This is a genomic window from Mesobacillus zeae (genome assembly GCF_003570705.1).
GTDB classification, from domain to species: domain Bacteria; phylum Bacillota; class Bacilli; order Bacillales; family Cytobacillaceae; genus Mesobacillus_C; species Mesobacillus_C zeae.
This window is the reverse complement of sequence record NZ_QWVT01000011.1, coordinates 20,308-32,854: the sequence shown is the minus strand read 5'-3', so window position 1 is coordinate 32,854 and position 12,547 is coordinate 20,308. Positions and strand designations below refer to the sequence as shown.

Sequence of the window (12,547 nt, the reverse complement as noted above, 5' to 3'; positions counted from 1 at the left end):
TTCATTCTTTATTTTTGTAGCCTCTATTATAACTAAAAATTCCTCTTTTTGATATGGTTTGCTTGAGTGTTCCATAATCCTCCTCCCAACCCGCTATTCACTTTTCAGAACTAAAAATAACCTAATTAAAGTGCAATCGACATATACATAATCCATCATCCTTTTCTTGCCAGGAGGAAGCTATGTCAGAACCAAAACAGCCTGTAGTGCGGCCCTATTTAACGACACGCAGTCTCATGCCTGAAAACCAGGAGACACCCATTCAATTTATTCAGTCGGACATTGTGAAACACAAGTTATTTTATCGGCGGAACCACTTTTCATACCCTGCACTTTCTTATTCAAATTATTGGCTGCCTATTGATGGGCTGGTCACATCGCCTGCACTTCTGTCCATGAATGACCTTCTTCGTTTGCCGTCTAAAACATTGAAAGTGGTGCTTGAATGCTCTGGAGACAAGCGCAGCCTGTTTGAACCTAAAGTATTTGGTGAACAGTGGGAAAAGGGTGCCATTAGCCAAGGTATCTGGAAAGGTGTTCCATTAAGTGCCTTACTTGAGCACACCGGGATAAAAGAAGGGGCAAAAGAAGTTGTCGTCGAAGGCTATGATTATGGAGAAAGGACAGATCTGGATCAGGTTTATACTTTTTCCAGGAGTTTGCCCATTGAGAAGGCGCTACACCCTGACACGATGATTGCCTATGAATATAATCATCGTCCAATTCCATTCAAGCATGGCTATCCGCTTCGGTTAATCGTTCCGCAGTGGTATGCAATGGCCTCCGTCAAGTGGATTAAGCGAATAAGTATTATCGGCTCTCATTTTTCCGGGCCTTTTCAATCGATTGATTACGTGTATTATCCGAGTAAAGAGAATGATAACAATGCTTTTCCCGTCACTACAATAAATGTAAATTCTACGATACAGAAACCATTGGACATGGATATTTTGAATACTGGAAAGCACTCCATCAAAGGCATTGCTTGGACAGGAAAAGGCACGGTCACAAAGGTAGAAGTCAGCACAGATAACGGGCGGACATGGGCAAAAGCAAACATGGATTATTCTGATGACATGAGCTACGAGTGGGTTTCCTGGTCTTATGAATGGACAATATTAGAAAAAGGCGAATACACGGTCTTGTCGAAAGCAACCGATTCAACCGGCCAGACACAGCCAGCACTTCCTTTTTGGAATAGAAAAGGCTACGGCTATCATGCGATAGATCAAATTAAGGTTAAAGCAGAATGAACGGACTAAACTTCTATAGATTTATTGAGCAGGAGCGCTTAGCCCTGCTCCTTTCTAATTCTCAGTTCTAGATATAAAAAATGTGTTACATTCACTTTTTGCCGCAGTAAATGGATCGTTTTTTTTAATAATATTACCATTATCTTTATGATATCGCTCATGAAAAAATCCAACTAGTTTATTAAATTATTAACTTGCTTTGAGTAGTATTGAACACTTCACAGACGCAGATAACTACTATTTTTTCATTTCGGCTAACCGAAAAGAACCTATACTACCAGCTGCCTTATCTCTTCAGGAAGAACTCCGTACCGGGGTTCTTGCCCTTAAGCATATCCTTCACCCTCTTGCCAATCACCAGGTTGTTTGCGGGTACGTCATGATGTAAAAGTGCTCTACTTCAACAGGGACTGAGCCCTGCTCTTTTACTTTTTCTATCTACAATAAAAAAAAACTCCTTCTACATAATAAACAGATAAAAATTAATGATTTAAGAGAAATATTTATTGAAAAACAATAAATAGCGTGCTAGAATGAAATCAACGATATACAAGTGAGGTGCTTTCCTTGAAAAAAGGAACAACTTTCTCCTTAGAGGCAGCGGTTTCGATTGTTGGAATAATATCGCTCTCCCTGTGCATTTTTTATTTTCCTGGTTTGGCACAGGAGACGGCAGACAGATTCCCGGAATTTTCCGGGCTCCAGTATCCCGTTTTAATTGGCGTATATGCGACGGCCATACCATTTTATTTCGCCCTGTACCAGGCACTGAAGCTTCTGAATTGCATTGACCGTAATAAGGCATTCTCCGAAGAAGCCGTAAAAACGCTGAAACACATCAAATACTGTGCAATTTCTATCAGCGTCCTATATGCATTTGGAAGCCTGCTCTTATTTTTCGAAAACGCCCTTCATCCAGGTGTCGTCATCATTGTTGCCACTGTCATTTTCGCATCTGTAGTCATTGCACTTTTCTCGGCAGTCCTTCAGATGTTATTAAAAAACGCTCTTGATATAAAATCCGAGAACGATTTAACAGTCTGAGGTGAAAGAGATGGCAATTATCATTAATATTGATGTGATGTTAGCAAAGAGGAAAATGAGTGTGACTGAACTAACCGAAAAAGTCGGTATCACGATGGCGAACCTATCCATCTTGAAAAATGGCAAGGCGAAAGCGGTCCGGTTCTCTACACTAGAAGCTATCTGCAAGGCTCTCGACTGCCAGCCCGGTGACATCCTTGAATACAGAAGCGATGATTAAGATCCCGAAAGCCTGATTGCTCTGCCAACGGAATGAATTTAAATAATTTAAGGTAAGGTGAATGAAATGAAAAAAGCAATGTTAATGTTGGTTCCCTTTATTATTTCAGCTGTATGCTTGATTGCCTACAACATGATCGGTTCAGAAGTCGCACCCGACGGCACGCTTAATGAACCATTCTTTTTAATCCCGATTGCGTGGCTAGCATTTTTCGCAGGCATTGTCTCGTTAATCATCAATACTTTCACTTCAAGAAAGAAAAATGTCTAAAACTCTTTAAAGGCTCCCCGAGTTTCCGGGGAGCCTCATTTATATATTATTGGTTATGCTTCCGAACCACCCGCAGGTGAACTCCTTTTTGGGCCTTTACGGATGCCCTTTTTGTTTGTCTTGCAACTTTCCCGGAGATCGAGGAGGCCATTACTAGTTTGTTCCCCATCCAGACGGGCGGATCGATCAGCCGCTCTTTCTGTTTCATGTGATAATCAAATTCCTCTTCATCTTCCATCAGGATAACATCTTCCTGAAGCTTCCTTAGTAAGCGGATAACTTCTTCATCATTCGAGCGATATAATAAATCCATTACTTCCTCGTCCGTTCTCAAGAAATAATTCGGTTTCAGGATGTTTTTCCTAAGCGCTATCTTTAATGCTTGAGAAAGGATGGTATAACCATAAATATTTAAGGGATCCAGGAAATAATCTATCACTTCTTTATAATATGTATCCACAAACCACTCTGCCTGCCCTATATCATCGATGCAAATCTTTCCTTCGATCATAACAAGATGAGACAGAAAAGTTTCTATTTCCTCCAAGGAAATTACACCGAAATGCAGCATATCCCTCAATGTATAATCGATCCGGTCCGCGCACAATTCAGGTAAAGGCTGCTCCAGTATACTCCACTGCGATAAGTCTTCCATGATATTTTTTTCTTCCAAACCGTACCTGACCAGTATCGTCGAAATATCCGACCCTTCGATCACTTCAGTGAATATTTTCTCATGGTAGTCTTCATTTTTTTCATCAAACACATAATCAATCACATGGGAAAAAGCAGTATGCGATACATCATGCAATAACCCCGCGATTTGCTCCTCAATGCTGCCGCCAAGCTGCCTGATCAAAAGCATGACACCAACGGAATGCTCATATCTTGTGCCATTCCATTGTTCATTCACCAGGTAGCTCGCACCGCCTTGATGAATCTTTTTTAACCGCTGTACAGCCGCACTATTGATAAGCTCTTCCAAAACAGGTTCAAGGATGAATTCTCCATACATTTTATCCACTAATTTCAATATCCTTGCCCCCTTCTTAATAAGGTTCAGTACTTGTAAGCATAGTATATATTGCATCATTTTTGCAGCAAGTGTTGCGGATAACGAGAAATTTTTTTCCAAACCACAATGCCAAATTTCTTCCACTACAGTTAAACTATTTTTACCCTCAAATTCCACCTCTTTATTTTTGAGAGAGATCATCCGAGACTTTCGAAGCACCGATGGAACATCTTCCAGTCATTGGAGTTGTACATTAGCGGCATGGTATGAATCAGTCTCAAAATCGGCACATCCTGTCCCTTCAAAACCTTTTTACGGCTACATTATGATATTCACCCCCTCACCTTTACGTTCTGCATGGTAGGATAACCCCCGCCCATCTAGTAAAATAGAAGATAGAGAGAACCTGAATTGAGGGTGGATGGTTTGTATAATAAACGCATGAAAATCAGTACACTCATTATATTTTTTGTGGTGATCGTGGTGCTATTATCATTAGTTGTAACTGATTTACTAATCAGCCAGACCACTGGCGAGCATGTAAAAAAGAACATTGAAGAGAAAGCGATGATTGTTTCGAGAATGGTGGCAAAATCGCCAATTGTAATTGAAGGCCTGGAGAAAAAACGTAATGCTGCGGCAATCCAAGATTATGCCAAAGATATTCAGGCAACGACCAATGTAATGTTTGTAGTGGTGATGGATATGGATGGAGTTCGAAAATCACATCCGAAACCAGAAATGATTGGGAAGCATTTCGTCGGCGGAGATGAAAAAGAAGCACTAAAAGGCAATGAACATATCTCAACTTCAACAGGAACGTTAGGGAAATCTGTCCGGGCATTCACACCCGTCTATGGCTCGAATCAAAAACAGGTTGGAGTTGTTGCTGTTGGTATTTCGTTAGAAAGTATGGAAGACACCTTAACCTCCAGGCGGAAAAATATTTTAATTGGAACAGTCGTTGGTTTATTAGTTGGAATCAGCGGTGCCATTTTACTCGCAAGATACATCAAAAAAATCCTTTTCGGTTTTGAACCTTTCATGATTGCCAAACTGCTCGAGGAACGCGATACAATGCTTCAATCCGCTCACGAAGGAATCATTGCTGTAGACCGGGCAAGCAACATTACACTCGTCAATAAATCCGCCATAAGCATTTATCACAAAGCAGGGTTGCAAGAGCCGGCAGTTGGAATGAAGCTTACAGAGTACCTGCATTCTTCAAAGCTGGACCATGTAATGGAAACAGCACAGCCCGCGCTTGATGAGGAGCAATACATTAATGGGCACAGCATTATCGTCAATGAAGTACCGCTTATTGTAAATGAACAAGTGGTTGGGGCAATCGCAACGTTCAGGGATAAATCGGAAGTCAACCAGCTTGCGGAGCAGCTAACAGGTGTGAAAATGTATGCAGAAGCTCTCCGTGCCCAGTCCCATGAATTTATGAACAGGCTGCATGTCATCCTCGGGATGATTTCGATGGAATGGTACGATGAACTGAAAGACTTTATTCATAATATTGTTGACCAAAACCATCATGAAATAGGAACAATCACAGGATATATAAAGGATCCAGCGCTAGCTGGCTTCTTTATAGGGAAATTAAGCTATGCCCGGGAAGAAAATGTTGATTTAAACATTGTGTATGAATCGGTGATTCCCGAACCGAATCATGCCGAGATTACCCATGAACTCATTACAATCATTGGCAATTTAATAGACAATGCGATTGAGGCCGTAGCGGAAAGCCCACATAAAACGGTCGAGGTAAAATTAAAGTACGAGAGTCAAAGCTTAAATCTGGAGATTATGGATTCAGGTCCGGGAATTAAAACGGAGATTGCACAGGAAATCTTTCAAAAAGGCTTCTCCACCAAGGGAAGCAATCGGGGATATGGACTTTATTTAGTCCAGAAAAGCGTGGCTAAACTTGGCGGGGAACTCAAGATTTCGATGAAACCAGCAATGAAATTCCACATAATCATTCCATTTGAAACCAAGGAGGAAGTAAATGATGATTAGAGTGTTGATTGTGGAAGATGATCCGATGGTTGCTGAATTTAATAAACGGTATCTCGCCAAGCTCGAAGGCTTTCAATTAGCAGGCGTCGCACATAATGTGGATGACGCAAAAGACTTAATGGACAGGCAAGAGGTCGACCTGCTCCTTCTTGATATATATATGCCCAAGCAAAACGGCCTTGAGCTTCTAAAATATATACGAAAACAAGAAAAAGCAATTGATACGATTCTGATTACTGCGGCTTCGGATGGAGAGAAAATTAAAATGGCTTTACGTTATGGTGCGGCAGACTATTTAATTAAACCATTTGAATTTGACCGGTTTAAACAAGCGCTCGAGAATTATAAGGCCAAAGCCAATTTTTTAAATACCAACCTGCATGTAAGGCAAAAGGATCTTGATGAAAAGATTCTCAGCAAAGTCCAGAGGAAAAAAAGTGGAACCAGCTTGCCCCTGCCAAAAGGGGTTTCTAAAAATACGTTACATCGTGTGCTTGACGTCATTAAGGGCAAGAACTATCTTCCGTTTTCAACCGAGGATATCGCTGACGAAACGAATATATCCCGGGTCTCCATCCGCAAGTATCTTAAATTTTTAGTTGAATTGGGCATACTGGAACAATCCCTGACTTATGGGATTGGGAGGCCCGTTTATTTGTACAAGTACAAAAAAGGCCAAGAGGATAGAATTAAAAATTGGTTATAAAGCGGCAATAAAAAAACGTGAACCAGGCGGCGGTTCACATTTTTTTAAGTTATAAGACTCGTCCAGCTTCTGACGGGCGCTTTCGCTTTTCTTTGTCCAGCTACAGCGCCTAGGGGCTCGAGTCATAAGCCAATCCGTCATGAAGGTCAAAGAGCGACCTTCCCGCCAGCCCGTCTTATGCTTGTCGCCCCTGAGCAAGGCGCTTTCGCTTTTCTTTGTCTAGCTACAGCTCCCAGCGTCTAGTGGACTTCGCCCACCTCTCTACGATAAGTCAACATCGAATTGCTACGCTCTTCGTGTTTCCTTTATCTCGTGCCGGCGGGCTCCAGTCCATACGCCGCTGAACGGGAGCTTTCGCTTTTCTATGCTGATTGTTCTTCCAAGGATACTTCCTGGATTGGATGAAATTCGTTTTCTGTTTTTGAAATAATAACAGTAGCCAGACCGTTACCAATCAGATTGGTTATCGCACGTGCTTCTGACATGAAACGGTCAACCCCGAGGATCAGTGCCATTCCTTCAACTGGGATGGATGGGAAAACCGCAAGTGTAGCAGCCAGTGTGACAAATCCGGAGCCTGTTACACCTGCTGCACCTTTGGACGTTAACATTAACACTCCAAGCAGCGTAATTTGATGCCAGATGCTTAAATCAACTCCGTATGCTTGGGCGATAAATAATGCTGCCATCGATAAGTAGATTGATGTTCCATCAAGATTGAAGGAATATCCAGTAGGAAGGACGAGACCTACCACTGATTTTGAACAACCAAACTTCTCGAGTTTACTCATCATCCCCGGCAAAGCCGCTTCGGAAGAAGAAGTGCCAATGACCAGGAAGATTTCTTCTTTAATGTATTTAATAAATTTGAAAATGTTCAATCCGTAGAATTTCGCTATTCCGCCTAACACGAAGATAATGAAAATCGTCATGGTTGTATAAACAGAAGCCATTAACTTTCCAAGGTAAAACAAGGACTCAAGTCCGAATTCCCCGATGGTATATGCCATTGCGCCAAACGCGGCGTATGGAGAGAGCTTCATAATGATATTGACGATTCCAAAGAACACATCCGCTATTTTTTCAAACAGCGCGATCAGCGGCTCCCCTTTCGGGCCCAAATGAGCAAGAGAGGCCCCGAACAGAATGGCTAACAAGAGCACTGGCAGGAGCTGTCCGCCTGTAAAAGCACCGATAAAGCTGTCAGGAATAATCGACATGACAAAGTCCATGAACCCGTGACTCGTTTCCTCCGCTGCTTTTGTATATTGCGTAATATCGCCCTCGCCCGCCTTCGCATCAATACCTTTACCCGGTTTAATGACATTTGCCACAATAATTCCGATGGTCAAAGCGATGGTCGAGACGACTTCAAAATAAATAAGGGCTTTCCCGCCGATTTTTCCAACCTTCTTTAGATCACCCATTCCGGCAATTCCGATGACGATGGTAAGGAAAATGATTGGAGCAATCACCATTTTTACTAGTTTAATAAAAATATCTGCAATCACTTTCAGCTGTGAACCAAACTCAGGAAAAATAAATCCAATTGTAATACCGAGAAAAATACCTAAAATCACTTGGGTAGTAAGACTCTTAAAATTAATCCTCAACATTTAACCCCCTACCAATTGATTTGTAACCGATCCCATTTATTAGAATTATTAATATATTAAATTTTCGTGAACTATTTTAATAGTTAAAGTAACTTAATAAATACTTATGTAATTAAAATAAGCGAAATCGTTTTCGAACAACGAATAGGTTGTTCATTGAATAAATGTTCCTTTTTGGTTATTTACCATAAAAACTACTCCTTTCAAAACGTATAACAAATTGTGATTTAATTCACAAAGTTGATTTTATACAAATATCCTGTTTGTAACAATAGAATCTACGATAATTCACATTATGTTCCTAACTTTACAAACACAACAGTCTACCAATTAAAATTAATAAGGCCCAAAAGTTATACTTTTGGGCCACTCTCTTTAGGTCTGTCTACCGCTTTAGTAAGTATACGCGTGCTTCATAAGGCTTTAATGTAAACGATTCTGTTTCTCTACTATTTTCAATATGGTAATTGCCTATCAATAATTTTGCGGGCTTCTGGCTGATGCTTGCCGGCAGTTCGAAAAAAGGTGTATTTTCTGTGAAGTTGCAGACAACAAGCAGCATTTCCTCCCCTAAAGTACGCGTGTACGCATAGATCTTTTCATTCTCTTCCAAAATGAGGTCATAGGTGCCGTACACAATGATGTCATGCTCTTTTCTCAGCTTTATCAATTTCTGATAGTAATAAAAAATAGAATCATGGTCTGCCAGTGCGGCGACTGCATTGATTTCTTTATAATTCGGATTCACTTTCAGCCAAGGTGTGCCTTTCGTAAATCCGGCGTTCTCGCTGCTGTCCCATTGAACAGGCGTCCTGGCATTATCGCGGCCCTTGTAATGGATCGCCTCCATCACTTTATCGTGGTCCGCCCCGCCTTCTGTCACTTTTTCGCGGTACATATTATGAATCTCGATATCATTGTAATCTTCGAGATTAAAGCGGACATTTGTCATGCCGATTTCTTCGCCCTGATAGATATAAGGTGTCCCTTGCATCATATGAAGGAAGGTTGCCAGCATTTTTGCAGATTCGACACGGTAAGCTGTATCATTTCCAAAACGGGAAACCATCCTTGGCTGGTCATGGTTGTTCAGGTAAAGGCTGTTCCATCCTTGGCCTTCCAACCCTTTTTGCCACTTGGTCATCACATCTTTCAAGTCCCTGAGCTTCCATGGCTGTACATCCCATTTGCCTCCAGACCCTGAATCCAAATCCATATGCTCAAAAGTGAATATCATATTTAACTCAGTATTTTCCACATTGGCATAATGAGCAGCGTCCTCTACGGTTGCGCCCGGACACTCGCCGACAGTCATGACATCATATTTCGAAAGCACTTCACGGTTCATCTCCTGGAGATACTCATGAACACGCGGTCCATTCATGAAGAACTCGCTACCCCCGCCTTCTTTTGCACTTGGCAATCCGTCAACTTTTGAAATCAGGTTAATGACATCCATGCGAAACCCGTCGACTCCTTTTTCGAGCCACCATGTCATCATGTCATAGATGTTTTTCCTTAATTCAGGATTTTCCCAGTTTAAATCAGGCTGCTTTTTGCTGAAAAGATGAAGGTAATATTCATCCGTCTCTTCATCATATTGCCAGGCTGGCCCGCTAAAAAATGATGTCCAATTGTTTGGTTCCTGCCCATCTTTCCCTTGGCGCCAAATATAATAGTCACGGAAAGGACTGTCCTTATCCTTACGGGATTCAATGAACCAATGGTGTTCATCGGAAGAGTGATTTACAACAAGGTCCATCATCAGCTTCATTCCGCGGGCATGCAATCCTTCTAAAAGCTCACTCCAATCTTCCATGGTTCCGAACTCATCCATAATATCCTGATAATCACTTATATCATAGCCGTTATCATCATTGGGAGACTTATAAACAGGGGAAAGCCAAATGACATCCACCCCTAATTTTTTTAAATAATCAAGTTTGGAAGTAATCCCACGTAAATCACCTATTCCGTCCCCATTACTATCCATAAAGCTGCGAGGATAAATTTGATAAACAACGCTTTCTTTCCACCATTTCTTCTCCATCATGATCTTCCCTTCCTAATTGAATGAGATAGCGGTTTCATTTAACTTGCTATAGGTTCATTCGTCTTTCGTTTGCCAGCCAGGCCCCTCCGATTACACCTGCATGATTGCCCAATGTGGCAATCACCAGTTCCGCGCCCTGGGCAACTCTTGGAAAAGCAAACTTCCTAAACTGCTCTTTCAGGGGGACTAGCAATGAGTCTCCCGCTTTCGAAACTCCGCCGCCAATGACAATCTTTTGTGGGTTTAAACCATTGGCCAAATTAGCCAAAGCCAAACCTAAATGATAGGCAACTTGCTGAATGACCCTTTTCACTGTTTCATCACCCTCGTTCGCTAAATCAAATACTAGCTTGGACGTTATGGTTTGATGGATCTTATAATAATCCCTCAACTTGCTCGGTTCATCAGAAGCAGCTAACTCTGCTACTGCAAGGCGGACAATTCCGGTTGCAGATGCTACCGTTTCCAAACATCCCGTCTTCCCACAATTACATAAGGTGCCATTTTGAGGAAGCGATGTGATATGCCCGATTTCACCGCCGGCACCATTCACTCCGTGTACAATCTCACCGTTGACGATAATCCCGCCGCCTACACCTGTTCCTAAAGTTACACATATCAAGTTTTCCGCTCCACTTCCAGCACCTATCCACATTTCACCGATTGCTGCCAAATTAGCATCATTTTCTACAACAACAGGTAAAGATGTTTTTTGTTGCAGGAGGTCTTGCAACGGAAAATTGCTCCACCCTAAATTTACAGCAACCTCAATCGACCCGTCTTCCACATTGACAGGACCAGGCGCACCGATTCCAATCCCGATTAACTTCCTTTTAGTTTGATTTAATTGATTTAACTTTTGATCTAGCGATCTCGCAATATCCGAGGGAATATGGCGGCCAAGCTCCCTTTTATCCGTATCAATTTCCCAGCTAAGAATGAGGTCACCCAGCTGATTGACGAAAGCCATTTTAATTGTGGTACCACCTATATCAACACCAGCCAGCCATTTTTCATCCATCATCATTCATTCCTTTTCCAATTTAAAATTTTAAATCTATTTCAATGGGTGATAACAATCGCTATTTTCGGTTTTTATAAGACTATTCATGAACACACTGAATTTTTTATCTGCCTATACCAAAAAGATTAACACACCATCTCAGTTTCGTGCAATCGCTTGCACAACAATATTTATTTCGTTCATATATAGCGGTCTCACTGCTTAAAATCCGTACAGAAACTGTAAGTAGAAAAATGGTTTAATGATATAATAAATGAGCAAGAAAGGATGGTGTGAATGACTGTTACGATTAAGGATGTAGCGATTAAGGCAAATGTCGCACCATCCACTGTTTCCCGTGTGATTGCAAACAACCCCCGCATTAGTGAAAAAACAAAAAAGCGTGTTCGAAAGGCAATACAGGAACTCGGATATCATCCGAATTTGAACGCCAGAAGTTTGGCAAATCAAATGACAAATTCAGTTGGGATTGTCATGCCTGAATCGGCGAGCAAGTCTTTTCAGAACCCATTTTTCCCGGAAGTGATCCGCGGTATCAGTTCATATATTCAATCAAGAGAATACTCTTTGTTTATGGTAACGGGCGAAACCGAAGAGGCCATTTATGAAGGCGTTGTCAAAATGGTACAGGGAAGGCGTGTAGATGGTATCGTTCTCCTTTATTCCCGTGTCGATGACAAAATTATTCAATATTTAATTGAGAAAAAGTTCCCTTTCGTCTTAATCGGGAAGCCGCAGCAAACTGCCCAGGATATCACATATACAGATAACGATAACTATTCGGCTGGCAGAGAAGTCACAGAATACCTGATTAAGCTTGGTCATACCCACATTGCATTCATTGGGGGCAGCCCTAATTTAATGGTGACAAAAGAACGCTTATCCGGTTTTCGGGAAGCTCTTTTAATGGCAGATTTGCAGATTTCCAATGATTATATTTGTCATATGGAATTTTTGCAGGAAGGCGGAAAAGAAGCTGTCGAACAACTTTTTCAACTCAAACAGCCGCCTACCGCTATCGTTGTAACAGATGACCTTATGGCACTCGGGGTGTTAAGCGCACTGTCGGAAAAAGGGTATTCCATACCTGATGACGTATCTGTTATAAGCTTTAATAATGTTATTCTTTCCGAGATTTCCAATCCTCCATTAACATCCGTTGATGTTCACATCTTTCAATTAGGATATGAATCCGCAAAAAGTTTAGTTGAAAAGATTGAAGCACCAGATCTTTTGCCGAAAAACATTCTTGTACCCTATACAATCATCGAGCGCCACTCCTGCATGAAGCAGGAAGGACGATGAATTGTTTTTCTAA

At 41.5% G+C, this 12,547-nt stretch carries 11 protein-coding genes; 7 read left to right on the top strand and 4 right to left on the bottom strand.

Annotation, left to right across the window (positions count from 1 at the left end; genetic code table 11):
* Nucleotides 1-182: 182 nt before the first annotated feature.
* The 4 genes from D1970_RS05625 (at nucleotide 183) to D1970_RS05610 (ending at nucleotide 2,787) form a co-directional block, all read left to right on the top strand.
* Nucleotides 183-1,253: a sulfite oxidase gene (locus tag D1970_RS05625; RefSeq protein ID WP_119111915.1), complete on the top strand. Its 1,071-nt coding sequence runs from the start codon at nucleotides 183-185 to the stop codon at nucleotides 1,251-1,253.
* A 567-nt stretch (nucleotides 1,254-1,820) separates the two neighbouring features.
* Entirely contained in the window at nucleotides 1,821-2,297 is a 477-nt protein-coding gene (locus tag D1970_RS05620) for a DUF2975 domain-containing protein (protein ID WP_119111914.1), read from the top strand.
* A gap of 10 nt (nucleotides 2,298-2,307) precedes the next feature.
* Nucleotides 2,308-2,517 (top strand): helix-turn-helix domain-containing protein, encoded by a 210-nt coding sequence (locus D1970_RS05615; RefSeq protein WP_119111913.1) that lies wholly within the window; start codon nucleotides 2,308-2,310, stop codon nucleotides 2,515-2,517.
* A 66-nt stretch (nucleotides 2,518-2,583) separates the two neighbouring features.
* Complete coding sequence (locus tag D1970_RS05610) at nucleotides 2,584-2,787, top strand: DUF3955 domain-containing protein (protein ID WP_119111912.1); 204 nt, start codon at nucleotides 2,584-2,586, stop codon at nucleotides 2,785-2,787.
* A gap of 46 nt (nucleotides 2,788-2,833) precedes the next feature.
* On the opposite strand, the gene D1970_RS05605 is transcribed toward D1970_RS05610, so the two are convergent.
* The gene (locus D1970_RS05605; protein ID WP_119111911.1) at nucleotides 2,834-3,820 is read right to left on the bottom strand and encodes an HD domain-containing protein; all 987 of its coding nucleotides are present in this window, start codon (nucleotides 3,818-3,820) and stop codon (nucleotides 2,834-2,836) included.
* Between the two features lie 408 nt (nucleotides 3,821-4,228).
* On the opposite strand from D1970_RS05605, the gene dcuS reads away from it, so the two are divergent.
* On the top strand, nucleotides 4,229-5,830 hold the full coding sequence (dcuS, locus tag D1970_RS05600) for a DcuS/MalK family sensor histidine kinase (protein WP_181213322.1): 1,602 nt from the start codon (nucleotides 4,229-4,231) through the stop codon (nucleotides 5,828-5,830).
* A complete protein-coding gene (locus tag D1970_RS05595) occupies nucleotides 5,820-6,536 on the top strand; it encodes a response regulator (RefSeq protein ID WP_310648613.1) in 717 nt (238 codons plus the stop codon). Before dcuS ends, D1970_RS05595 begins: the two co-directional genes overlap by 11 nt.
* A gap of 362 nt (nucleotides 6,537-6,898) precedes the next feature.
* On the opposite strand, the gene dctA is transcribed toward D1970_RS05595, so the two are convergent.
* From dctA to D1970_RS05575, 3 genes are all read right to left on the bottom strand, one after another.
* A complete protein-coding gene (gene dctA, locus D1970_RS05585; RefSeq protein ID WP_374978540.1) occupies nucleotides 6,899-8,152 on the bottom strand; it encodes a C4-dicarboxylate transporter DctA in 1,254 nt (417 codons plus the stop codon).
* A 385-nt stretch (nucleotides 8,153-8,537) separates the two neighbouring features.
* Nucleotides 8,538-10,202: a glycoside hydrolase family 13 protein gene (locus tag D1970_RS05580; RefSeq protein ID WP_119112073.1), complete on the bottom strand. Its 1,665-nt coding sequence runs from the start codon at nucleotides 10,200-10,202 to the stop codon at nucleotides 8,538-8,540.
* A 49-nt stretch (nucleotides 10,203-10,251) separates the two neighbouring features.
* Nucleotides 10,252-11,226, bottom strand: a complete 975-nt coding sequence (locus D1970_RS05575) for an ROK family glucokinase (protein WP_119111908.1) — start codon at nucleotides 11,224-11,226, stop codon at nucleotides 10,252-10,254.
* 279 nt (nucleotides 11,227-11,505) lie between these two features.
* On the opposite strand from D1970_RS05575, the gene D1970_RS05570 reads away from it, so the two are divergent.
* Complete coding sequence (locus tag D1970_RS05570) at nucleotides 11,506-12,534, top strand: LacI family DNA-binding transcriptional regulator (protein ID WP_119111907.1); 1,029 nt, start codon at nucleotides 11,506-11,508, stop codon at nucleotides 12,532-12,534.
* Nucleotides 12,535-12,547 lie beyond the last annotated feature (13 nt).